Annotated in this window: 21 protein-coding genes, 1 tRNA gene and 2 pseudogenes; 8 read left to right on the top strand and 16 right to left on the bottom strand. The window is 35.4% G+C overall.

Going from position 1 to position 25,138, the window contains the following annotated elements:
* Positions 1-43 precede the first annotated feature (43 nt).
* Complete coding sequence (locus OPR49_RS07245; RefSeq protein WP_265027043.1) at positions 44-994, top strand: complex I NDUFA9 subunit family protein; 951 nt, start codon at positions 44-46, stop codon at positions 992-994.
* 8 nt (positions 995-1,002) lie between these two features.
* On the opposite strand, the gene OPR49_RS07240 is transcribed toward OPR49_RS07245, so the two are convergent.
* A tRNA-Arg gene (locus tag OPR49_RS07240) sits at positions 1,003-1,076 on the bottom strand.
* A 1,005-nt stretch (positions 1,077-2,081) separates the two neighbouring features.
* Here OPR49_RS07240 and OPR49_RS07235 point away from each other — a divergent pair.
* Both OPR49_RS07235 and OPR49_RS07230 read left to right on the top strand, forming a co-directional pair.
* On the top strand, positions 2,082-3,287 hold the full coding sequence (locus OPR49_RS07235) for a terminase (protein WP_265027042.1): 1,206 nt from the start codon (positions 2,082-2,084) through the stop codon (positions 3,285-3,287).
* 53 nt (positions 3,288-3,340) lie between these two features.
* Entirely contained in the window at positions 3,341-4,429 is a 1,089-nt protein-coding gene (locus OPR49_RS07230; RefSeq protein WP_265027486.1) for an IS481 family transposase, read from the top strand.
* 100 nt (positions 4,430-4,529) lie between these two features.
* Here OPR49_RS07230 and OPR49_RS07225 read toward each other — a convergent pair whose 3' ends face one another.
* From OPR49_RS07225 to rlmB, 7 genes and pseudogenes are all read right to left on the bottom strand, one after another.
* A complete protein-coding gene (locus tag OPR49_RS07225) occupies positions 4,530-4,877 on the bottom strand; it encodes an IS630 transposase-related protein (RefSeq protein WP_022626382.1) in 348 nt (115 codons plus the stop codon).
* Between the two features lie 177 nt (positions 4,878-5,054).
* Positions 5,055-6,668, bottom strand: coding sequence for a hypothetical protein (locus OPR49_RS07220; protein ID WP_010962938.1), 1,614 nt, complete (start codon positions 6,666-6,668; stop codon positions 5,055-5,057).
* Positions 6,669-6,825: 157 nt separating this feature from the next.
* Positions 6,826-8,224 (bottom strand): annotated as a pseudogene (locus tag OPR49_RS07215) (IS4 family transposase).
* Between the two features lie 437 nt (positions 8,225-8,661).
* The gene (locus OPR49_RS07210; protein WP_182319588.1) at positions 8,662-9,648 is read right to left on the bottom strand and encodes a quinone oxidoreductase family protein; all 987 of its coding nucleotides are present in this window, start codon (positions 9,646-9,648) and stop codon (positions 8,662-8,664) included.
* 270 nt (positions 9,649-9,918) lie between these two features.
* Entirely contained in the window at positions 9,919-10,455 is a 537-nt protein-coding gene (locus OPR49_RS07205) for a cytochrome c oxidase assembly protein (RefSeq protein ID WP_264338050.1), read from the bottom strand.
* Positions 10,456-11,178, bottom strand: coding sequence for a Bax inhibitor-1/YccA family protein (locus OPR49_RS07200; RefSeq protein WP_265027504.1), 723 nt, complete (start codon positions 11,176-11,178; stop codon positions 10,456-10,458).
* A 79-nt stretch (positions 11,179-11,257) separates the two neighbouring features.
* A complete protein-coding gene (gene rlmB / locus OPR49_RS07195; RefSeq protein WP_265027505.1) occupies positions 11,258-12,022 on the bottom strand; it encodes a 23S rRNA (guanosine(2251)-2'-O)-methyltransferase RlmB in 765 nt (254 codons plus the stop codon).
* A 92-nt stretch (positions 12,023-12,114) separates the two neighbouring features.
* Between rlmB and OPR49_RS07190 the strand changes: the two genes are divergently transcribed.
* A complete protein-coding gene (locus OPR49_RS07190; protein WP_182319589.1) occupies positions 12,115-12,615 on the top strand; it encodes a Smr/MutS family protein in 501 nt (166 codons plus the stop codon).
* An 813-nt stretch (positions 12,616-13,428) separates the two neighbouring features.
* Here the strand turns inward: OPR49_RS07190 and OPR49_RS07185 are convergent.
* On the bottom strand, positions 13,429-14,463 hold the full coding sequence (locus OPR49_RS07185; RefSeq protein WP_265027041.1) for an aspartate-semialdehyde dehydrogenase: 1,035 nt from the start codon (positions 14,461-14,463) through the stop codon (positions 13,429-13,431).
* A 140-nt stretch (positions 14,464-14,603) separates the two neighbouring features.
* Between OPR49_RS07185 and OPR49_RS07180 the strand changes: the two genes are divergently transcribed.
* A complete protein-coding gene (locus OPR49_RS07180; RefSeq protein WP_264338047.1) occupies positions 14,604-15,056 on the top strand; it encodes a hypothetical protein in 453 nt (150 codons plus the stop codon).
* Between the two features lie 311 nt (positions 15,057-15,367).
* Here OPR49_RS07180 and OPR49_RS07175 read toward each other — a convergent pair whose 3' ends face one another.
* Positions 15,368-16,642: an APC family permease gene (locus tag OPR49_RS07175; protein WP_264338045.1), complete on the bottom strand. Its 1,275-nt coding sequence runs from the start codon at positions 16,640-16,642 to the stop codon at positions 15,368-15,370.
* Positions 16,643-16,780: 138 nt separating this feature from the next.
* Here OPR49_RS07175 and OPR49_RS07170 point away from each other — a divergent pair, with 138 nt between their 5' ends.
* Positions 16,781-16,927, top strand: a complete 147-nt coding sequence (locus tag OPR49_RS07170) for a hypothetical protein (protein ID WP_265027040.1) — start codon at positions 16,781-16,783, stop codon at positions 16,925-16,927.
* A gap of 53 nt (positions 16,928-16,980) precedes the next feature.
* Positions 16,981-18,069: pseudogene (locus OPR49_RS07165) on the top strand (IS481 family transposase).
* Positions 18,070-18,084: 15 nt separating this feature from the next.
* Here OPR49_RS07165 and OPR49_RS07160 read toward each other — a convergent pair.
* The 3 genes from OPR49_RS07160 to gatB form a co-directional block, all read right to left on the bottom strand.
* Entirely contained in the window at positions 18,085-18,693 is a 609-nt protein-coding gene (locus tag OPR49_RS07160; protein WP_265027039.1) for a hypothetical protein, read from the bottom strand.
* Positions 18,668-19,822: a hypothetical protein gene (locus OPR49_RS07155; RefSeq protein ID WP_265027038.1), complete on the bottom strand. Its 1,155-nt coding sequence runs from the start codon at positions 19,820-19,822 to the stop codon at positions 18,668-18,670. Before OPR49_RS07155 ends, OPR49_RS07160 begins: the two co-directional genes overlap by 26 nt.
* Before the next feature lie 141 nt (positions 19,823-19,963).
* Positions 19,964-21,388: an Asp-tRNA(Asn)/Glu-tRNA(Gln) amidotransferase subunit GatB gene (gene gatB / locus OPR49_RS07150; protein WP_265027037.1), complete on the bottom strand. Its 1,425-nt coding sequence runs from the start codon at positions 21,386-21,388 to the stop codon at positions 19,964-19,966.
* 1,178 nt (positions 21,389-22,566) lie between these two features.
* Between gatB and ruvX the strand changes: the two genes are divergently transcribed.
* Positions 22,567-23,034, top strand: coding sequence for a Holliday junction resolvase RuvX (gene ruvX, locus OPR49_RS07145; protein ID WP_010082183.1), 468 nt, complete (start codon positions 22,567-22,569; stop codon positions 23,032-23,034).
* Positions 23,035-23,078: 44 nt separating this feature from the next.
* Here ruvX and ruvC read toward each other — a convergent pair whose 3' ends face one another.
* The 3 genes from ruvC to OPR49_RS07130 are packed head-to-tail and all read right to left on the bottom strand — an operon-like array spanning position 23,079 to position 25,102.
* Positions 23,079-23,567 (bottom strand): crossover junction endodeoxyribonuclease RuvC, encoded by a 489-nt coding sequence (gene ruvC / locus OPR49_RS07140; protein WP_038199503.1) that lies wholly within the window; start codon positions 23,565-23,567, stop codon positions 23,079-23,081.
* Positions 23,568-24,395 (bottom strand): cytochrome c oxidase subunit 3, encoded by an 828-nt coding sequence (locus tag OPR49_RS07135; RefSeq protein ID WP_182318989.1) that lies wholly within the window; start codon positions 24,393-24,395, stop codon positions 23,568-23,570.
* A gap of 47 nt (positions 24,396-24,442) precedes the next feature.
* The gene (locus OPR49_RS07130; protein ID WP_406833439.1) at positions 24,443-25,102 is read right to left on the bottom strand and encodes a thiaminase II/PqqC family protein; all 660 of its coding nucleotides are present in this window, start codon (positions 25,100-25,102) and stop codon (positions 24,443-24,445) included.
* Positions 25,103-25,138: the final 36 nt, after the last annotated feature.

Raw genomic sequence — 25,138 nt, 5'->3', positions numbered from 1 at the left:
CATTGTATTAATTTACAGTAACAAATTATTAGGAACTTTAATTGTGACAAAACGTGTAATTATTTTTGGTGGAACGGGGTTTATAGGGAAACACATCGTAAGACGCTTGGCAGCAGAAGGATATTTAATAAAGATATTCACTCGTAATCAGGAAAAAGCTGCTTGTTTAAAATTGTGTGGCAATTTAGGACAAATATCAATATTTAAAGGCGATTTTTTTGATGAAAAATCAGTTCTAGAGGGTATGGAAGAATGTGATGTAGCTATAAACTTAGTGGGAATATTATATGAAGCAAAAAAGCACGATTTTTACGCTGTTCACGTTAAAATAGCTGAAAGGATAGCAAAAGCTGCAAAAATGAAAAATGTACCTATGATGATACATTTTTCTGCTATGGGAATAGAAAATAGCAAGTTGTCAAAATATGCTCAAAGTAAATTGGAAGGTGAAAAAGCTGTAACTTCAGCATTTCAAGAAGCAATAATAATTAGGCCAAGCCTTGTATTTGGTAAGGAAGATAACTTCTTTAATAAATTTGCAAGACTAGCAACTATTCTTCCTTTTTTGCCGCTAATTGGCAATGGAACAACTAAATTTCAACCAATATGTGTAACAGACTTAGCTGAAGTGGTATATCGTATTATCAGTTTTAATAAGCAAGACAAGAAAATTTATAACATGGGTGGACCAAAGGTTTACTCTTTCAAAAGCTTATTGAAGTTTATTCTGAATGTTACTAACAGAAGGTGTTTGTTGATCAATGTATCTTTTCCAATGGCAAAGTTAATAGCTTTCTTTTTAGAAAATAAAATTATTTCTATGCTGCTAAAACCAATAACCGGAGATACGAACCCTGTGCTTACTCAAGATCAGGTGAAAGTTATGATGAATAGTTCAATCGAAAAGTCAGTTGACCTTGAAACAATGAAGGTTCGACCATTAGCAATTGAAAATGTTGTACCAGAGTACTTGAAGATTTATAGAAAGTATTGATAAAAGAGTGTGCCCGGTGGGATTCGAACCTACGACCCACAGCTTAGAAGGCTGTTGCTCTATCCAGCTGAGCTACGGGCACACAACATATATAAAATGCTTCTTAGTACAAGTGAAGTCAAGTATTTCGTGTGAATATGATGTTTATCTTGCAACACCTTGTCATTGCAGTTGTGTGTCACGCGCTGCTGAAATTGGATGCGAGAAGTCTATTTATTTTAGAAAATATTATATAGAAAGCTGCTTGACAAACTCCGCCAGCGCCCTTATCATGAAACTGAAGCTATTGTATTTGCTTTCGCCAATCTGCAGATTAAAAGGTAAGGATTACTTAATGTATCGGCGTCTTATGTTCAATTTTTTGCAGTATATAGATACTGTATGTCTTTACAAAACTTCATCTACATCTAGATTTTTATCTAAATAAGCTGAACGCGCTTATAAAGTGTTACAAGACATCAAAAAATGCCAATACTCGACAGAGATAGTAAAAGACTAGCTAACTCGGGGATTCTTTGTCTTTTTTTCTGCTTAGTAAATTTCTTAAACATTTGCAGCGTAGGTCAGTTGCAATTAAAAGCAGCTAAATCTTGCTTGTCAAGCGTTTAAAACATAAAAAACGCCAATATTTTAAAGCGGATAATAACCCCAGGGCTTCTTTTGCCTTTTTTTTCGTTTGGTAAATTTCTTAATGTTTATGGCTAAAGATTGCACGAATGTTGCAATTACAAAAACGATTTCTACTAGGGTGTCATCCCAGTGCCCAGACGCTGGGATCCAGGAATTTTATTAAGTTGGTAAGCATAAAAGTAGCCGTTTTATGCTAAAATATAACGTTTTGATGATTATGGAAATGCTGGATCCCAGTGTCAAGCACTGGGATGACATCATAGGGGGCACTGGGATGACACCGAAGGGGCTACTCGGATGACACCGTCATAAAGGAACCAGTGTCAGCTACTCGAATGACACCCTTTTGGATGGAAAGCTACTTTCATGACACCATCCTTTTTTCTGGATCCAAGTAGTCAAGCTACTCGGATGACAAGAAAGGGGCTACTTGGATGACATCTTTCAACATTATATCATGAACTTTCTAAAATTCATTGAGTTATGCTTTCAAACGGTAGTGCCGGGGTGTGAGTATAACGATTATCAGTATATAAAAGTCATAGCAGACAGGCTGGAAGCTGCGAGCGCTGGTGAAGTGAAACGAATAATATTCAATATGCCTCCGCGTTCAATGAAGTCCATGTGCATAAGCGTTGCGTGGCCCGCATGGATACTGGGAAACCAACCAACTGCGAGAATAATAGTTGCAAGTTATTCTCAGCGGCTCAGCGAAAAGCACTCGCTCGACACCAGGTGCGTGATGCAGTCTAGTTGGTATAGAGCGCTATTTCCAGAGATAGAACTATCCAAAGACCAGAATACCAAATATAAATTTCAAACAGTGCAGAGAGGATACAGAATCGCAACATCAGTTGGTGGAACACTAACTGGTGAAGGTGGTGATTTTATCATTGTGGACGATCCGCTCAGTTCTGCTCAAGCTTTGAGTGAAACGCTTAGAAAGCGTGCCACAAACTGGTTTGATCAGACTTTAGTAACCAGGCTGAACGATAGAAAAAAAGGAGTCATCGTTCTTGTAATGCACAGGCTACACCAGGAGGACTTAACTGGACACCTTCTCTCCAAGCCAAAAAACATATGGCATCATATTTGTTTGCCAATGATTTCTGAAAATAAGCAGGTTATTTATTCAATCAAAAAGCCAATGCCTCCCGTTCCTGTCATCCGAGTAGCTCAGCACTGTGCGACCAGGCGATTATATAATAAACCAGCGTCACCTGTAAGGATATTATATTCAAGAGAAGAAGGTCAGTTGCTATATCCCCTCGATGGAGGAAAAGAAGAAGTTGAGATGATAAAGGCTGAACTTGGGAGTTATGCCTTTGCTGCTCAATATCAACAGAACCCTCTGCCACTTTCAAGTGGTATAATTAAACGAGAGTGGCTGAAGCGCTATAGAAATTTTCCTGATAGTCTCTTGCATGTAACTCAAAGCTGGGATACTGCGGTTTCAACAAGCAACATGAGCAACTTTAGTGTCTGCACCACCTGGGCAAAAATAGATAATAAATTCTATTTACTTGATGTATATCGCGCAAAGCTTGAGTATCCAAAGCTTAAAGAACAAGTTTTATCACTAGCTGCAAGATGGTCACCACACGCGATTTTGATCGAAGCCAAAACAAGTGGTCAGCAATTAGCTGTATTAAACAGGACTTGATATGACACTTTAAAAAAGTAAGTTAAGAATAATAAAAATAAGGAGTGTTAGAAATGAGTACAATACAAACAAAAATACTAAAACCAAAACTAGGATTACTAGAGCTAGCAAAACAATTAGGAAATGTGTCTCAAGCGTGCAAAGTGATGGGATACTCAAGAGATACATTTTATCGATTCAAGGAGTTATATGAAAATGGGGGAGAAGAAGCATTACATGAAATAAGTAAGAAAAAACCGCTATTAGCAAACAGAGTTTCGGAAGATATAGAAAGAGCAATAATTGGCATAGCTACAGAATTTCCTGCATATGGACAAGAAAGAGCTGCAAATGAGCTGAGAAAAAGAGGTATAATAATTTCCCAAGGAGGAGTAAGATCTGTATGGCTAAGAAATGACCTTGAAACTTTGAAAAAGAGACTTAAAGCACTGGAGGCAAAAGTAGCTCAAGACGGAATCATTTTAACTGAAGAACAACTTGCAGCTTTAGAAAAAGTGAAAGAACAAAGGGAAGCTCATGGTGAAATTGAGACGCAACATCCAGGTTATTTGGGTTCTCAAGATACCTATTATGTGGGCAATATCAAAGGCATAGGGCGCATTTATCAGCAAACTTTTGTTGATACTTATTCCAGAGTTGCAATGGTTAAACTTTACACGGACAGAACAGCTATTACAGCTGCAGATCTTCTTAACGATAGAGTTATCCCATTTTTTGATGAGCAGAGAATTCCATTATTACGCATTCTAACTGATAGGGGTACGGAGTATTGTGGCAAGCCCGAAAATCACGCTTATCAGCTATATTTAGGAATCGAAAATATCGATCATTCTAGAACCAAAGCCAACTCTCCACAAACTAATGGCATATGTGAAAGATTCCATAGAACTATGCAAGATGAGTGTTACAATATTATCTTTAGAAAGAAAATCTACTATTCTTTGGAGGATCTACAGATCGATGTTGATCATTGGTTGCGTTCTTACAATGAGACAAGGCCTCACTCAGGCAAATACTGCTATGGCAAAACACCTATGCAAACGTTTTTTGACAGTAAACATATTGCTTTTCAGAAAAATATTAGTAGCATTAAACAACAGCCTGATATTAGTTTTGACTACGTCAATTCTTCTGTCAGTTAATTCTTCTCTGTCAGATTAAATCTTGTCTTTTACACCTGCTTCATCTATATATAAAATGCTACAGTGGTCTATTTTTGAGACTTTATCGATAAATTGCTGCCTATCTTCTTGATTGCGCTCTTGATAGAATGTGACTTTTTTTAAAGGTTATTTTTAGCTGTCTTAATCTATACCAAATTGCACTTATCCCAAAGCCAAGGTTTTGTTTCATTTCTGCTAGTGTGTGATCTGGGTGTTTTTTGACATATTCTTTGAGTATTTCTGGATCTATTTTTCGAATAAAACCAGTACTTTTTACCGCTTTGAGACCTTGGCCAGTAGCTTTCTTTTTTAGCCATCTATATAGTGTTGCTATCCCTATCTCAAAAACCTCTGCAACTTCAACCTTTGACTTTCCTTTTTCTACCAAAGACACTGCTTTTTCCCTTAAATCTACACTATATACCATTGCTTTCCCTACTTTAAAAAAACATATTATACCTTTATCATTCGCTTTTGAAAATACTATAGTTAGCGGAATGACGGTTTTTCAAATTGTCGGTAAATCTAAGTCAGTTTAGCTATAATTTCCTAAATTTGCTCACAATCTCTTGACTTGACACATATGTTTTTTTCCCAAATGTTACTATCTTCCTCCTTTTCCTTTCTCAATTTGTGCAACCATTTCCTTTACATTTGCATGCGTGAGAAGGGAATTTTTGCTGACATGAGATTTTGGATCAGATTTTGCTGTTACGTGTTTCGTTGCAGATCTTTTATTCTCTGTTAGAAATGAATGAGATTGTTTTTTCTTCACACCGATATCCGCTTGTGCTGCTGGAGTGGTTTTGCTTTCAGCAAGCTGTACATTAGCATTTCCTTTTGCTTGATTTTGCTCAAATTTTTCTTTTAATGCCTTTACTTTACTGCCCATCTCGCGATTAGCTCCTCCTTTCATAGTAGCTGCTGCTACTTTTGGTATCGCCTTACCAGCAGCTTTTTGTGCTGATTTCCTATTGTCTTGATTTTCAGATTTTAGTGGTACTCTTTCAGCTGATTTTTTAAGAATTACTCCTACTACTTTTGGCTCTGTGCTTACTTTTTGATTAGCACGGCTTAGATTTTTAGGCTTTGGCGGTACTGCAGGTTTATCTTTGATTACCACTTTCGATTCTTGTCTAACTTCTTGACCAGTAGTAAACATTTTTTTTGGCACTTGCGGTGGTTTTGGTGGTACGAGGGATTGAGGTTGTTGTTTCTGCTTACGTTCTCTTTTTGCTTCTATATGTTCTTTAGGAACTGTTGCATAAATTGGCTCTTCTTTGGGCGATTTTGAACTCTGCGAATTTTCTATTAAAATTTTACTCTTCTTCTCTTGATAATTTGATATCTCTTTGTATACAGACTCTTCATTTAATGAACTTCCATAGCCTGAATCTTCTCTCTGCTCATATAAAGGATTTTCCTTTTGCTTTTTCTCTTGATAATTTGATATGTCTTCATATTCAGACCCCTGATCTAATGAACTTTCATAGCCTGAATCCTCAGAAGGATTTTCCTTAGCATCAGGCATACTAAAACTATTAGCTCCTTTTAGTAAAGAAGATGTAGACTTTGCCTTGCTTTCTCCATCTGAGGATATTTCTGATTTAAAGCGTACCTTCCTCGAATCTGGAGCAGCCGGAGGTGCTGTTGTTGGTCGCTTTATTTGCCTCATGCGATTACCACCTAATTTTTCTTTCGGCTGTTCTTCTTTTCGCAGCTCAAAAGTACCTTCCTTTTGCTTTCTACCTTCCAAACTCACTTCGTGTGATCTATCTTTTCCTTGACTCTTTTCACTTTGTTCTAAATTTAAAGAATCTTTTAAAATATTATTTTTTCTGAAATCTTTTTCTAATTGTTCCAAGAGATCAATTTTTTTTAAAATTCTTGTATACTTAGCTGCTGTTTCTAAAGTGAAACTTGACAACTCATCATTTACAAAATTACTTATACTACTGTTCTTGGTTGGAAAATTTTTTCCCAAAATTCTATTCATTAATGTTTTAAAAAGACCTAATGGCTGTTCTACATAATTGTTCAAGTCAGTATATATAACAAACTCAGCTATACCTTTTGCCTCACCTGTAAAACCTTCTAATGCATGAGATAAATCCCTTAACGTTTTGTTATATTGTTTCTCTGCATTTCCTAGCTTTACAGCTTTGATCAGAGAATCGAGATTTTTTTTATAGTTCTCACTTTTAAATGGATTATTCATACTAATTACAGCTCATTATTTATTAAAATATAGATCTAAAATATTAAGATCTAGTAAATGTTACTTTTGTAATTCATGTAGAACTATAGCTATAATAAGTAAGATTTCCCTACGTCATACCGCCGCGGTATCTCCAGATCCCGCTAACAACTTACTATTACCCACAAATATGAGGTTCGTGAGCAAGTCGCCATCCTTCTGCTAAATCAAAGAGACGTTTATATCCTTTCCAAAGAACATAAGGTCCTGGTTCTGGGTCATTTTTTCTTGCTAAATGGCCTCCAAGTTCATGAAACAGCTTCTTTTATGTTGGGAACTACACTTGGACATGGTTTTCTGTGTATTTTAACGTATAAAACTTTCCATTCCTCTTCAGCTAATAAGGTAGTACATGGTAATGTTGGGTTAGCTCTTGCAATTGATGTAATAAAGAAGATCCTCCAAGCAATAATACTCACAACTGTTAGATATCTCATTAGTCTTTCTGCTATTCCAAGCCTACATTCTTCAACTTTGAGACCGGATTTAAAATTTTATGTAATATCTCTATTTTCCATCTAAGGCAATACCAACTAATTTTTTCAACAGCTTCATCGAAAGTATTAACTGAAAGATTCGTTAATAGCATCCATTCTAGCGGTTTTTTTTAAGGGAAGGGGAGTTTTCTCAACAACATAAACTGCATAAAGTGGTAATTTAGGTAGTTCTTCCGTCTTATGCCTAATATTATTCTTAGATGGATTCATCATAAACTTTCCAAATCTAACTTCCAAACGTGCTGTTCTTTTTGGCTTATTATCTTTTACAGGAACTTCAACTTCTACCGTACCTGCACAATGAGAGGATTTAATAAATGCCCATAACTTCTGCTCACCTTTTTCAGGATATCGAGATTTTCTATTTACTGCTCTATCTCTGCATGCTCTAACTAGCACTGCCGAATTAAGATTATGTGCAAGCTCAAAAAAGTCATATATATCTGCTTCTCTATCGCATACAGTTATAGTCTCAGTTTGAGTTGGATCAATAATATTATTTGTTTTTCTTAAAGTTTCCAACCACTTTACGCTTTCTTTATCTTCAATGCGATCGCTCTTTTTTTTAAGGTTCTCAGTTTCTTCAGGTCTTGAATAAACTTTTTGATCTAGTATCCCTAGTACCAAACCTTCTATACTAACGGCAAGAGCTGTATGCATTATAATACCTTTTGCAGTATCATAACTGGACAAATTTGCTAATCCGCTTGTTTTTTTATGGTTATTATATACAATGTAACTGGTATCTTGAATGACAAGAACCCTCTTGTGAGCTTTTGTTCTCTCAACCGTCTTATTAATATGTGTAGCTAAAATATCACTTTCTTTTACATTCTCATTTTGAAAAAAACGGTATGCTGCTTTTGCTTCTGACCAACTTCCGCATGCCTCATTAATTGAGCTTTCAGGTAAACTTATCAAACTATCAGCAATCTTTACTAATCGGTCAGTTAATCTTTTATCTCCAAGTACAGCATCTCCAAATTCATTTTTAGCCCATTCATTACTCTCGTTTGCCATTTTTATACCCTCAATATTTGCAAACTTTAATATTGTAATATTTTACTTTTTAGTCCATTTATATTTGTGGGTAATAGTAAGGAATGACACCGTCTTGGATGGAAACCAGTGTCAGCTACTTTCATGACATCATCATAAAGTAAAATGAGATCCCAGTGTCAGCTACTCGGATGACAAAAAAAGGAGCACTGGGATGACAAGAGGGGGCACTGCCATCATAAAGGAACCAGTGTCAGCTACTCGGATGATACCTTTTTCTACTTAATTTGGATTATGCAAGAAGTCTATTCGCGGTATAGATTCCGCTAACACGTAGCGGGATGACGGTTGTCGGTAAATCTAAGTCAGTTTAGCTATATGCTTTTAATTCCCCCAAAAGGAGAATGAAATATGTGAAATTCTAGTTGATATAATTTAATGAATGGTTAGTTTAAATACTAATTTATTTGAGAGATTTTAATAATATTTAACCCACTCGTTTTTCTATTTTCCATATCGTGATGGGCTTGAATTATCTCATCAAGTTTATATTTTTTATTGATCCGTACAGTTAAAAGTTTTTTTCTTATCATCTCGAAGATTTCCATTGTGGTAAGCACTAATGTGAATCTATCATGCTTATAATGGTATATTGAGGTTCCAGTTGCAAATAACGAACGTGAACTAAGTAAAGAAAAACTAATAGGAGCGTTACCTGATATCTGCCCATAGGAAACGTATATGCCGAACCTGCCTAAAGATTCAAAAGAGAGCTTACTTGTAGCGTAACCTATGGGGTCATACACTGCACCTACTCCTCTGTTTTGCGTAATCTCCATAATTTTAGAAACGAAGTCTTTATCATTGTAGTTTATTGCGTATGTGCAGCCACTTTGTAAAGCTATCTTCATTTTTTCATCAGAGCTTACAGAACCTATCACTACACCTTTTTTATCCTTTGCCCATTGACATATTATTTGCCCTAAGCCACCATTAGCTCCATGAACTAGCACGAAAGCACCAGGCCTGATTTTATAAGATTGATTAACTAAATAGTGAGCTGTCATACCTTTAAACAGCACTGCAGCAGCAACTTCATCAGATATGTCATCTGGAATTTTTATCAGATATTTCTGGTGTATAATGCGCTTTTCACAATATGCCCCTGGAGGAGCTGTGCAATATCCAACTCTGTCTCCAACTTTGAATCCATCACTGATTTTTTTACCAAGTTTTTCAATAACCCCAACTGCTTCCACTCCAAGCACTGATGGTAAATTTTTAATTTTGCGTGTACCTTTTCTGTGCTCTAAATCATAACGATTTAAGCCGATAGTTGTGTGACGCACTAAGACTTCCTCGCCTTTTGGCTCACCTATGCTCTTATCTACAAATTCTAATACTTCTGGTCCCCCAGTTTTTTTAATTTGTATAGCTCTAACCATGATGAATATTAAGATAAAAACTTTGATTATGTTATCTAACAATTAATATTTTGCAAAGTTATTGTTTTCACAATCAATAGACTTCTTGCGTTACCTCCTGTCATTCCAGCGCGTGACGCTGGAATCCAGATTTTTTTATACAATCAAGTCATAGGATGGCAAAAAGTCAACCTTATCTGTATGAGCTATACATTTTTTCTGGATCCCAGTGTCAGCTACTTGGATGACACCCTATTGATTACTGAAATGACATGGTTTGCAAACATTCTGTTACTTAAGCTTAAAAAACGTGTATGACAGTGTTATTTCGCTCAAATCTTTTGTATTGTTATCAAGCATTATCTCAGGATCTATATAAAAAGATACGGGCATAGCTGCTTTTTGTTTTGGTAGCAACATTTGCTCTTCAAAACAAAAGCATGCAATTTTATTGAAATACTTACCTGCTTTGAAAGGCGTAACGTTATACACCGCCATTCCAAATGAAGGCTGATCAGATAGATTTTTTGCGTAATAAAACGCTAAACTTTGTTCTCCTATGTTTACATCAACGTAGTTAGTTTCTGATTTAAATTCCCAAGGTAGATCGGACATTATATCAGCATTGAAGTGGACCCTGATTTTTTGGTCAATTGCACTTATTGTTGCATTAGTTACTTTTCTTGTTGTGCCACCATATCCAGTAGCTTTACAAAAAATGCTATATAACGGTACCGATGCATATGCAAGACATAACATCAACACGACTAAAGATATTAAAAAGAAAACTATAGAATTCTTACTACCTTTCCTTAAAAAGGAAAACATCTAGTCCCTATTATTGAACAAGTTAAGTAACCTGAGTAAATTGAGGAATATATTGATAAAGTTGAGGTAAAGACTAGTTGCACCCAGTATCGCCAGCTTAGTGGCTGCAGTCTCTGAGCCATCATTATATCTATAATAAACGTCTTTGATTCTCTGAGCATCATATGCAGTCATTAAGGTAAATACTATTACTGATATGAACGATATTGCAAAATAGAGAGGACTACTTCCAAGGAATAAATTTACTATAGACGCGATAATTAACCCTAAGACTCCCATTCTCAAAAAAGAACCCATACTAGTCAGATCTTTTTTTGTAGTATTGCTATATAAAGCCATGGAACCAAACATGATCGATGTGATGAAAAACGCTCTTGCTATGTTTTCCGCGGTGTAAAACACAAAAATATAAGATGAGGAGAGCCCTATTAGCACCGAAAACGTGAAAAACACGGTAAACGCGGACTGAACACTAAGATGTAAGATTTTTGGATATACAAAAAGCACTAGCAAAAGTGGAGAAAATGTTATCGCATACAACAGAACAGGATTAGAATGAATTATCTGAAAAAGACCAGAAAATACCGTTAGAAATGCAACAAGCCCTGTAACGCCCAAAGCTAAAGCCATGTAATTATATACTTTAGTTAGGTAACTTCTGAGCCCAGCGCTATAGTAAACGCCTTGAGAGCGAATATCCTGTTCATTTCTCATGTAAGACATAGTATAACTCCTTTTGTCCATTATTTAACACATTATAATATAAAACCACATTTTTATCAAGTATTTTTATTATAAACAGCTATGCACCGGCATTTGTTTTAATATAAATAGAATATAGGCCTATTGCTGCTGCATTTGAAACATTTAAGCTGTTAATTGCATTTGACATTGGTATTTTTAAAAGATAATCACAATTTTCTTTAACTAACCTCCGCATTCCTTTCTCTTCAGAACCAAAAATAATTACTCTTTTTTTCTCAAAACTCTTTATTTCATCTATATTTTCTTTAGCATTGCAATCAAACCCGTAACACCAGTAGCCGACCTTTTTTAAATACTGCATAGTTTTTACTATATTTGTAACGTATATTAGCGGAACAATATCTAAAGCCCCACTTGCTGCTTTTGCAATAGATGCATTTTCACTCGGTGAATGGTTATGTGGTAAAACCAATGCGTTGACATTAAAACAAGCTGAAGTTCTTAAAATCGACCCAATATTGTGCGTGTCAGTGACTTGATCTAAAATGACTATAGTAGAGCTATCGTTCGAGCTTTCAGCTATTTCTTCAATGCTTAAGTTATAAAGAATAGGGGCAACATTTAAAGCAATTCCCTGATGGTTAGCACCTTTGGGTAAAACGTCATTAAGTATTTTGTTTTCTACTAATCGAACTTTAATGCCCTTACTGTCTACACATTGCCTAATTTCTTTTTTGTGCTCTCTATAGAAATTTTCTGTTGCTAACAGTTCTATACACCGCCTATTCTTATTCTTCAGTGCTGACATGCAGGTGTGCTTTCCATACAGCCAAAAATTCTCATTAGTTTTTGACGATTTTATCGTATTATTGAAAATCGGGTTTTTATAGAATAAGCAACATTTTACTATGTTTGGATATTGTTGTAAAATTATACAATTCGATTAATGCGTTTATGTCGGACGATGAGTTGGATTGGCAAAAAAATGTTAAGCCAATAGAATGTGGAAAAGTTACTTTGAAAGTTGATCATAAAGTAAATATAAAGTCTATGGTTGATAAAGGTACCTCCGACTTACAAGGGAATTTTCTTAATACCAATAATAGTAACTCATCATTTTGTCTTGACCAAAACACAAAATCAAAAGTTGATAGGGGTAAATATTTTATAAGCGATAAGCTCGATTTGCATGGCTATAATATAGAGGATGCTTACTGTAAATTGATAGATTTTATTATCAAAAATTATCGAGCAGGAAATAGATGTTTATTGGTAATTACGGGATACGGCAGTGCAACAAATAAAACAGACACTATAAAGAGTAACTTAAATAAATGGTTAAATGACACTAAAATCCAGCATATGGTTCTATACTACCAACAAGCTACGAAAAAACATGGTGGTAAAGGGGCTTTTTATGTTTTATTAAGAAGGAATAAAAACCTTGAGTCCTGATACTTAAAATTCCTTTTAAGCCTTAATTTTTCTTGTATAACCATACAGTGTTCGGCAGCGCGTGACGCACAACTGTGCGAACATTGTGATTTGGGTCTACCAGGAAGGATGTCTCCCAGTACCTCTTTTCCCGTCATCCCGCTACGTGTTAGCGGGATCTCATTTCACTTTATGAGGGTGTCATCCGAATAGCTTGACTACTTGGATCCAGATTGGATACTGAGTTGGTGAGTATAAAAGTATAGCTTCTACGTCATACCGCCGCGGTATCTCAGCCGCTAACAAGTAGCGGGGTGACGGGTTACTATACCGCTGCGAACCGTCATACCGCGATTTATTCCATAGCTGTACGAACATTCATTTTTGAAGGTAAACTGCACAGCAAATGGTGTCATTCCAGTGCTTGACACTGGAATCCAGCCGGCTTTGTTGCATCGCTAGCTATGATGGATTAAAGATAAAAAAGGTGGAGAATATCAGTAGCTTATTATTCTGGTATTTATAACAAGAACGGTCAGTGAATACCTAAATTTGAGTAAAAGAAATTTCACTACCACTCACTAATCCGGCAAAAATTCAAGAATTTCAATGCTTTAGCTATTTTCAATAGAATTAAATTTATTAATATAAATAACAAGTTACTATTCTTAAATTTGATCAGATTGATTGCAAAAAAAACAAGATTTTCAATAAGTTGCTTATAATCCTAATTATAGTTAGCCTTTCATAAGTAGCGATGCAACAAAGCCATTCCAGCGTCACGCGCTGCCATGTGGTATACAAATTTCCTTCGAATTACAACGTACGTGCGCTTTATATGCACTTGATTGACAAATGCTCTCTTATCAAAATCTCAAGAATCTGCACTATATTTAATGCTGCGCCTTTGCGCAGGTTGTCAGCCACTATCCACATATTTAATCCGTGCTCAACAGTATTGTCTCTTCTAATACGCGATACATATACAGCATTCTCCTGTACAACATCAATTTGAGTTATGTATTCACTATCTTCACGCCTGTTGTACACTAAAACTCCACTATCTTCGGCTTCACTTAGCACTTCACGAGCTTGTTCTTCAGTGATATGTTGATCAAATTCCACATTTACTGCCATAGCGTGACCGATAAAGACGGGTACTCTTACACAAGTTGCAGTAACTTTTATATCTTCCTCTAAAATTTTTTTTGTCTCCTCTTGCATTTTCCATTCCTCTTCTGTAGAACCATTCTCCATGAATTCTCCTACATGGGGAATGCAATTAAATGCTATTTGCTTAGAGAATATCTCGGGTTTTTTAGCTTCGTTCATAAAGATTTTTTTTGTCTGGTCATAGAGCTCATCCATTGCTGCTTTGCCTGCACCAGAAGTCGATTGATAAGTTGAAGCAACGATTCTCTTTATTTTTGCTTTCTGGTGTAATAGATGTAGTACTAGCAGCATCTGTATTGTAGTACAGTTTGGATTGGATATTATGTTGTGGTTTTTATATTCCATAATTTTTTCTTTATTAATCTCTGGAATAATGAGTGGCACACCCTCTTTCATTCTAAAATGGGAACTGTTATCTATCACGATGCATCCAGCCTGTGTTGCAATTGGTACATACTCTTCAGAAACATGAGATCCAGCACAGAAAATGGCTACATTAGTTCCAACGAAGTCATAATCCTCAAGGCATAAAACTGTTAACTCTTTGTCACCAAAGCTCACCTTCTTCCCTTCTGATTTTTTCGATGCAAGTGCAATAACGCAATCTATCGCCTCATCTTGAAATTCAGCAAGCGTGCTTAATACCTCACGCCCTACTCTTCCGGTTGCTCCAATAACAGCAATTTTGTATCTCATATAGATGAACCTCTAATTTTAAAGTTCTATTATATTTTTACTGACAAAATTTACAATTGTTTTAATATTTTTACCTTGCAATTAATTGTAATTTAGCTATTATTATGCAATATTAGTAATATTACATAATGAAATGAAAGATGAGTAAGGAATACGATGAAACTAAGGTTAAACCTGCAATGTCTACACCTCAAGGGCCTGAAGGAACCAATGGATCAAAGGCCCAAAGTGTTCTTTCGAATAAAAGAAAGCCTACAATAAATTTTGATGATAAAAAGTATGGTGTAAAAACCTCTAAAATAGACCAACAGTCTCTAAACAAAAGACAAGAATCTTCAAAGCTAAGAGATTTCTTAAGGTCAATACCAATAATAAGGAGATTTTTAGCAAGGATTTTCACACCTGAAAAAATAGAAATCATCAGTAACCCTATATATGACAACATGGAAGCATATAAAAAATCGCAGGAAGATTACCCTAGTAAGATAAAAGATGAAACTAGTATAGATGATGAACACACAAAAGAAGTAGATAGTAAACTTGAGAAGGGTAATGTTGAACAAGTGGACAACAAGAAAAGTCGTGGTTCATAAATATCAATCATTTAAAAATTATCTCTAGCTACAACATTGTATCTGTTCAGATGCATGGCTCATGTACAAATATTGAAACAAAAATTCCAGTGTTCCCTTTCTTGTCATCCCAGTGCTTGACACTGGGATCCAGATTGGGCACTAAGTTGGTAAACACGAAAGCAATTAATCCTTTACAACGTTTTTGATGGAACTGCGCGAAAGAACTGGATGCCAGTGTCACGCACTGGCATGACACCCATTTCTTCCTATAGTTGTCTTTTCTCGTCTACCTTATTTTGCCACTCTGCTGAACAGATACATAACATTTGCTATACAGAAACTCTGCGATACCAAAATAAATAAAGAGGTACGCCACTTGCAGTGAATAAGCTTGCGATCAGCAAGGTATTCACAGAAGTTTCAAATATTACCCAACAGCAAAAGGTTGTTGCTATACTGCCAATTAAAAATTTGTAACAACTCTTTTCTTGCACAATAACTCTGAGAAAAGCAAGACTGCATGCAAGGTAAACAAATAAAAATGAAACTACAGAAAAGTCGATAATTGATGTGATCTGCTTAGCAAAATTGTTGCTTGAAGTGAGAATTAGTAGAACTGAAGTACCAACAGAGCTGATTGTTATGCCCCAGAAAGGAGAACCGTGCTTGTTTCTTTTAGCAAAGAACTGTGGCATCAGTTTATCTTCTGCAAGGCCAAGGGCCACTTGTCCACTAGCTAGTACCCAAGCATTTAAACTGCCAACACAAACAATAAAAGCAACAATAGAAATGATCAAATGCCAATTACCTGGAAACATAATTTTTATTGCGTCAACATACGGCGCTTTTGAATTAACTAGATCATTGCCGTTTATCAATCCCATGATTGAAAGGCTATTAATGAAATATATAACTGCAACAGAGATTGTGCCAAGCACTATGGCTCTTGGTATAGTCTTTGCTGGATCGTTGACTGATCCTGCAGGTGCTGTTGCTGATTCAAGTCCAATAAAACACCATAGAGTGAGTAGTGTAGAGCGAGCAAGGACTTGAGACATCGTGAGGCTTGATATTTCCTCACTTATGATAAAATTATTCCTATCAAAGAAAAACAACGCTGTTACTGGTATAGCAAGCAGTGCGGTAATTTTGACAGTCATCAATAAAAGCTCAACACATCCAGCAGCAGTGACACCTCTTAAATTTATTAGTGTAATGATCGTAAATAATAGTATTTCTAAAAATAAGCGTATATTTTGAATATCTCCATGAAAAAGCGAAGTAAGATAACCAATACTTGCAACGATTACTGCTGTTGTGCTAACCCATGAAATCACCCAATACGTCCAACCAACAAAGAAAGCTGCAGCAGGGCCAAAAGCATGCTTTACATAAACGTGAGGGCCACCCGTTTCTGGAAATTTTGCACAGAGTAAGGCAAAAACCAAAGCAAGAGATATAGCACCAAGCCCTGATATTATCCAGCTTATAAGGCTATACATGCCATATGGAGCAAGGCTAATTGGAAGCATAAAAATTCCAGAGCCAATTTGGCTACTAATCACTAAGGCAAAAATAGCCCAAAAACCTATTTTATTTGACACAATAGTTTCTAATTTCTATCTGAATAGATTAACAATATAACTGAAGCTCGGAAATTTCAATCGATCTTTATAAAAAATTGCATTTTTCTCAATTTATTTCTAAAATAGATTATGTTAACAGATTATTAAGAGGGGGTTATGAATCAGAAACTAAAAAAGTTTCTAGTTATTTGTGGACATATTTTATTATTTGCTGCTTGTACTGCAGCATGGTTTTTATCGGCATATTTAATTCTTGTGGTTGATTCATTCCTTTTTGGAGGAGCTGTATTAAACAGGACTTGATATGACACTTTAAAAAAGTAAGTTAAGAATAATAAAAATAAGGAGTGTTAGAAATGAGTACAATACAAACAAAAATACTAAAACCAAAACTAGGATTACTAGAGCTAGCAAAACAATTAGGAAATGTGTCTCAAGCGTGCAAAGTGATGGGATACTCAAGAGATACATTTTATCGATTCAAGGAGTTATATGAAAATGGGGGAGAAGAAGCATTACATGAAATAAGTAAGAAAAAACCGCTATTAGCAAACAGAGTTTCGGAAGATATAGAAAGAGCAATAATTGGCATAGCTACAGAATTTCCTGCATATGGACAAGAAAGAGCTGCAAATGAGCTGAGAAAAAGAGGTATAATAATTTCCCAAGGAGGAGTAAGATCTGTATAGCTAAGAAATGACCTTGAAACTTTGAAAAAGAGACTTAAAGCACTGGAGGCAAAAGTAGCTCAAGACGGAATCATTTTAACTGAAGAACAACTTGCAGCTTTAGAAAAAGTGAAAGAACAAAGGGAAGCTCATGGTGAAATTGAGACGCAACATCCAGGTTATTTGGGTTCTCAAGATACCTATTATGTGGGCAATATCAAAGGCATAGGGCGCATTTATCAGCAAACTTTTGTTGATACTTATTCCAGAGTTGCAATGGTTAAACTTTACACGGACAGAACAGCTATTACAGCTGCAGATCTTCTTAACGATAGAGTTATCCCATTTTTTGATGAGCAGAGAATTCCATTATTACGCATTCTAACTGATAGGGGTACGGAGTATTGTGGCAAGCCCGAAAATCACGCTTATCAGCTATATTTAGGAATCGAAAATATCGATCATTCTAGAACCAAAGCCAACTCTCCACAAACTAATGGCATATGTGAAAGATTCCATAGAACTATGCAAGATGAGTGTTACAATATTATCTTTAGAAAGAAAATCTACTATTCTTTGGAGGATCTACAGATCGATGTTGATCATTGGTTGCGTTCTTACAATGAGACAAGGCCTCACTCAGGCAAATACTGCTATGGCAAAACACCTATGCAAACGTTTTTTGACAGTAAACATATTGCTTTTCAGAAAAATATTAGTAGCATTAAACAACAGCCTGATATTAGTTTTGACTACGTCAATTCTTCTGTCAGTTAATTCTTCTCTGTCAGATTAAATCTTGTCTTTTACACCTTCATTCTCCTCTTCCTCATCATACAACCATTTTTTTAATAGGCTTTCTGTTTCTTCAAACAATTTCTCTGCTTGTTGCTTATATTTCTTCAAGTAATCGCTTATTTCAAATTTTTCGTAAGGTGCTAACTCCTCGTTTTTGTTGTAAATATATACAACCGCTTGTCCTAAAGCCAACGGAAGATACTGTAATTCTTCTGTCAGTTCCCTTATTTTTTCATCCTGTAAATTGTCTTTTATGTCCAAAGCCTTTTTAACAAATTCCCAAGCTTCAGTTTCATCGAGTACACCTAACCTTATTACTTCTATTCTTCCTTCCTCATATTCTACTCCTTCTACTTCCCATTTTGTGTCATGAGAAGTAATTAAAACATAAGGTTTTTTACAGTCAGGAAAAGATAGTGGTAAAAATTTATTGACGTCTCTATATCCTTTGGCATTGTCAAAAATAAAAAGACTTTCTACGTTCCTAAAATACCTATATACGTCTTTAATGGTAGACTTGATTCCTTCCTCTGTAATAGAAATTTTTGAACCTTCAGTTAACCTTTTTTTTAACTCCTCAGCTAATCCTAAATGACCCTTCAAGATCCTTTTGTGTCTCAGCATTTATCCATATAACATTGCCATCATAATCTTTTCTATATTCATAGGCGTATTTCCTAGCTAACTCACTCTTACCTATTCCCCCAAGACCGCTAATGACAACTATTTGTGATACTTCCGCTTGCTCATTTGTAGTTTTGTGCAACTCTTTGTATATCTTTTGTAATTCACTCCTTCTACCAGTAAACGTTTTAACTGGATACTTCATATTAAACCAAATAGGTTCTTTACGTGCTTGCTGATTATTTAATACTTCTCCTATCTCATCAACCTTTCCTTCTATTCTCTCTACTCCTTGTCTTATCTCACTTACAGTACTGGCCCATAGCTCCACTTTTTGGAAAAATTCTTTTCCTTCTTCTGGTGTGAGAAAACGCTCTCTTTTATCCTTCATCCAATTTGATATCATTGTGGAAAGGGCATTGAGAACGGAGTCATTATCACCAAAGTATTTGAACCTTCTGGCCAAGTCATCATTTATCTCATTTCTGATTAACTTTTCTAGCTCAACATCACTAGGCAAATTCACTACAAACACTAGCTCATTTAAAAAGCCTTTTATTTCTTCATCGCTTACTTCCCTATCTTCAGCACTCATCCTTTGCTTTAAGTATTGAGCAATATTATTACGTAAGTCTCTAAGCTTATATTTTGCACTATCGCCTATATTCAGAAACTCATCCTGTGTTTCTATTTTTTCGACTGTAATTCCCTTGCTTGCTAGACTTTCATAGTCAAAATCAACATTTATAACAATAAAAAAATCCTTTATTTTATCCTTGAATTCTTCATTACCTTGAATTTCTAAAAAGGCAGCAAAATGTTTTACTAAGTTAAGTTCACCACTTTTTGTCAATAAGTCGCCTACACAGATCTTCTTGCTGCCATCTTGTTTATGTTTAACTTGTATAAGCATACATACTGTTGTCCCATTTTGCTCATACCGGAAAACAATATCGTCAAAACCTGCAGCCGAACTCATTTCCGTGGCTAAGCGGAAAAAGTACTTTCTATTCACTGCACGTCTAAAAAACAGCATTAGCCACAATTTTTGATAGTCAATACCATGAATAAAGTTTTTCGCCCCTACAGTAGGATAAGTTTCAGGCATCCTCAACCTCACATAATTTTAAAGATGGTGCCGACAAATGGTAAAAAAATAATAAAATTATATGTCATGAGATTAAAGATATCGTAGCGTAAATCTGAGAATATCTACGAGATGTGCTGTTATGTAAATAAAAAAATGTGACTAATTACTTAATCTTTCACTCAAAATTGAATTCACAACATCAGGGCTGGCTTTTCCCTTGGTGAGTTTCATGACTTCGCCGACAAAGAATCCGTATAATTTTGTTTTACCGCTTTTGTATTCTTGAACTTTATCTTGGTTGCTATTGATGATTGTGTCGATAATTTCCGATATTTGACCTCTATCGGTTATTTGCTTTAGGTCCTGCTCTTCTATGATGAGAGATGCAGGTTTGCCAGTTTCAAACATACTATCGAATACTTGTTTGCCAAGTTTAGCAGAGATTGTTCCATCAACGATAAAATCTAAGAGTTCGGACAAAGCATTTGCTTTGATTGGGGAGCTCACAATATCAATATTTGCTTTATTTAAACGACCGAAAAGCTCTACAGTTAACCAGGTGAACGCGAGCTTTGAATCATGTTTTTTTATCAATTCCTCAAAGTAATCAGCAATCGCCTTATCGGAAGTAATGACGTTTGCATCGTATTCGTTGATACCTAATTTTTCAATGTATCGCTGCTTTTTCTGCTCTGGCAACTCAGGCAAAGATGATTGAATTAAATCAATTTTCTCCTGGCTTACCTCAACAGGTAATAAATCAGGCTCAGGGAAGTATCTATAGTCGCTTGCATCCTCTTTGCTTCTCATCACTTTTGTTTTTCCCAAAGCAACATCAAACAATAAGGTATCTTGACTTATTTCTTCCCCACTTTCTAAAATTTCAATTTGTCTTTGTATTTCATAGTCTATAGCTTGCACAATATAACGTATCGAGTTCAGATTTTTTATCTCACAACGAGTGCCAAGTGCGCTACTGCCTTTTAGGCGGACAGAAACATTTGCATCACAACGAAGTGATCCCTTTTCCATATCACCATCACACGAACCAATGTAACGCAAAATCTGCCTCAATTTTTTCATGCATTCTGCAGCTTCCGCAGATGAACGGAGATCTGGTTCTGAAACAATTTCCATTAAAGCAACCCCTGCACGATTTAAATCTACATAAGTTTTGCTTTCCTCATGAACGCTCTTTCCTGCATCTTGCTCTAAATGAATTCTCGCAATTCTTATTTCTTTTTCATTGTCGTTGATAAATACTCTACCGTTTTTAACTATTGGCTCAAAAAACTGAGTTATCTGGTAACCTTGTGGTAAATCAGGATAAAAATAATTTTTCCGATCAAAGTAAGAACACTTATTAATTTCTGCAGAAAGTGCAAGACCGGTGCGTATTGCTTGCTCTATGCAGTAATAATTTAGTATTGGCAGCGTACCTGGCATTGCCGCATCAACTAGAGAAACTTGAGTGTTATGCTCAGCACCAAACTCCGTTGATGAGCTAGAAAATAGCTTCGTATTAGAAGAAACTTGAGCGTGTACCTCAAGCCCAATTACCGCTTCCCAATCCTCTTTCGTCATGTATTTTATTTAAATGATAATCTTAATATTCTGCAAAATTAGCACAAAAAGTCAAAACAAAACTCATGTTAGCTAAGTGGTATGCAGATTGTTCTACCCATAGAAACAGATTAAATGCAAAACTTACTTGACACCCTTCGCCAGCCCCTTTATCATGAAACTGAAGCTATTTATTTATCTTCTCTGTACAGATTAAATGACAAAAAAACTCAATGTATTTGGCGTCTCATGTTTAATTTTTTGTACTATGTGCACCTTATGTCTTTATCAAATTTCTGGGTTTTTACCTACACAAGCTGAAATACGCTTATAAGTAGTTTAAGACAGTATAGTACGCCAATTTGCAGGATTAGAGAGTGACAACTAGCTAATACGGGATTTCTTTTGCCTTTTTTTCTGCTTAGTAAATTTCTTAAACATTCAAACTAAGGTGAGTTGCATTTAAAAGCAGCTAAATTGCAGTGTTTAAGACTTAAAAAACGCCAATACTGAAAATAGATAACGACTAGGGCTTCTTTTGCCTTTTTTTTTATTTGGTAAATTTCTTAAATATTTATAGCTAAACGATAACCGTCATCCCGCTACTTGTTAGCGGCCGAGATACCGCGAATGAATCGCGGTATGACGTAGGATTGCTGTCATTCCAGTGCCAAGCACCGGGATCCAGCCTTTATTATGCAGTCACTTGGTTGAAATTAAGTCTTCTGGATCCCAGTGTCAGCTACTTGGATGATACCATTCTTTTTCCTGGATTCCAGTGTCTGGGCACTGGAATGACATCCTCCCTTGTGGAGATTGCTCTCAAATCACAATGTTCGTACAGCTATGCAAACACAAAGGTGTCATTCCAGCGCGTGACGCTGGAATCCAGTTGAGCTATTTCAACAAAAATACTGCATTTTGAGATGAACGTTTATTCTCACCAGACTTATTTACAAGTATAACAATTAAAGTCTGGATTCCAGTGTCAAGCACTGGAATGACATCATAGGGGCACTGCCCTTTTGGATGGAAACCAGTGTCAGCTACTTAGATGATACCTTTTTTCTACTTAGTTTGGGTTATGCAAGAAGTCTATTGCATTCCTGAGCAATTTGATTCATTATTCTTTTTGTAAAAAATTTTCTTAACTTTCTCTCCACTTTTTTGGTAAGGTCACTTTAAAGGAAGTCTAATAGATGCTACATAGAAATCCAGATGAGTTTCTAAAGTCTATTCCAAAAGATAAGCGCATAATGTGCCTTGACATGGGAGAAAAGCAAATAGGCATAGCATTTAGCGATAAAACACAGCTCATAGCCACAGCTCATAGCATATATCACAGAAAAAATATGAGCAAAGATTTAGGTTATCTGCATAGAATATTCAAAGAAAATGAATCTGGATCAATGGTAATAGGACTACCATTAAAAATGGACGAGCAAGAAACTAAATGGTGTAAAACTATAATCCAATTCGCAAATAAAATAATAAAAAAATATAAAGTAAATATATACTTACAAGACGAAAGCTTCTCAACATCTATCGCAACTCATACACTAAAAATTACTGGAATATCAATCACAAAATCGAAAAAAATAGATGATAAAATCTCCGCATGTATTATTTTGCAACGAACGTTAGACAAGATAAATACAATCAAATAGTTTTTCCAGATCTGGAAATCTTCAAACTGAATCCCATATAAAAGTTACTCAACAAAACAAGAACCTTTCGTATAAGCATGACAAATTGCTACAGCAAGAGCGTCAGCAGCATGGTGGCATTTTATACTCAAATTTTTAACTATTTGCTTCACCATAAATATAATCTGATCCTTATCAGCATGGCCATTTCCGGTAATGCTTTTTTTTACATAGTTTGCATCATATTCATTCATAGTTAGCTTTGTTATTTTTAACGCTAAAATTACAACCCCTCTTGCATATCCTAAAGTTAGTGAAGATTTAGGATTTTTATTAACAAAAATTTTCTCCACCGCAGCTTCATTCGGAGAGTATAGGGAAATTACTTTCTTTAATTGTTCAAAAATTATATGTAGGCGTTCACCTGTACCCAATTTACCATCAGTTGATATGGTACCGCCGCCCAAAAATTCAATATTATTTTTTTCGTTCAGGCTGATAATGGCCCACCCAGTCTTGCTTATTCCTGGATCTAGACCTATTATTTTAACCACTTAATAAACGCTTAACCAATAGACAAACAAAAATAAAAATATCCAGACTACATCTACAAAGTGCCAATACCAGGAGGCAAACTCAAAGCACAAATGGTCCTGAAGTGTAAATTGGCCTTTCCGTGCTCTAAATAAACACACTGATAAAAATATTATTCCTATTATAACGTGTGCGCAGTGAAAACCGGTAATCATATAAAAATTGGATGTATAAATAAGCTTTTCTCCTGTTTCTTGTAGAGAAAAACTCGCTTCATGATACTCTATTGCTTGCACTATTATAAAAAAAACTCCAAGCAATATAGTTATAGACAGCATTTTAATCATGCTCTTTTTATCATTTTTAAGTAAAGAGTGATTTGCCCAAGTAATTGTTGTACCAGAAAGCAATAATATTAACGTATTCATGAACGGTAGTGACCACGGATCAGGTGGCAAAATTCCCTCAGGGGGCCATTCAACTTTTTTTGCAGGAGAAAACGCCTCAAATAAAAAAACTGGATCAAGCCAGGCTTTAAAGAATGAACAAAAGAACACTATAAAAAATACGACCTCCGAGAGAATAAATAAGTACATTGCAAATTTGAGTCCATGTTTTACAATGGCAGTGTGACATTTGTCATAAATGGCCTCCCTTATTACATCTCTCCACCAATAAAACAGCACCCCTGATACTGCAAAGATTCCCAAAACTAAACAAAACACTCCGAAAATTTGTTTATGAAGCGCGCCAACTAATCCAAGTGCAAGAATAAGAATTGCTGCTGATATAGCAATTGGCCAAGGGCTTGGATCCACTAAATGAAAATCATGTTCTTTACTTTTCATAGCATTTTAAAAAATACTTATTAAGGATACAAATTAGCTTAAAATTGTCAATATTTCCTAAAATCTTGATTGAACTGTGAAAAATTATATGCACCGTTCAAAAAATCTAACATGAATTGGGCGCTTATTCTAAATAACTTAAGCATCATGCTCTTTTCATTTTCTCTTGCTTTGCTGCAATATCCATCAACAATATTTTCCAAAATAATGCATCCAGACTCTATAAAACTACCGCTATAAAAATCAAACCAATCCTTATATCTATTATTTTTCTTGAATCTATTTTTCATACTATCAACGATAGTCTTGTATATAAACATATAAGAATACAAAACTGTTATGGCTTCATAAGTGTTGCTATATGAGGTAGACAAAAGAAAATTAGTGAAATTTAAGCACTCAAGAGATTGCTCTCCACGATTTATAGCATATATAGCAAAGTAGTGGTTATGCAAAATTCTTTCAATAGCAATTGCCCCTCGAGCCACCCTAATAAGTGAAACAACATTGTTACAGTCTTCTACCCTGGATGCAGTAATTAAGACGGTACGAATATAATCACTCAAGAGTAATGTACCTTGTTGAATATAGAATCTGAAACTTTCTATACTTAGAGTGTTATTCGCCAATTCAACATTAAAAGGATGCTCAATTATATCCTTTAAAAGATTTGATCCATAACAACTCTTAATTATACCACTGAACACTACAATACTGCCAACGTAAACAACTTGTGCTAATGC

This window comes from Wolbachia endosymbiont (group A) of Bombylius major (assembly GCF_947251895.1).
Lineage (GTDB): Bacteria > Pseudomonadota > Alphaproteobacteria > Rickettsiales > Anaplasmataceae > Wolbachia > Wolbachia pipientis.
This window is presented reverse-complemented; position numbering and strand designations above follow the sequence as displayed.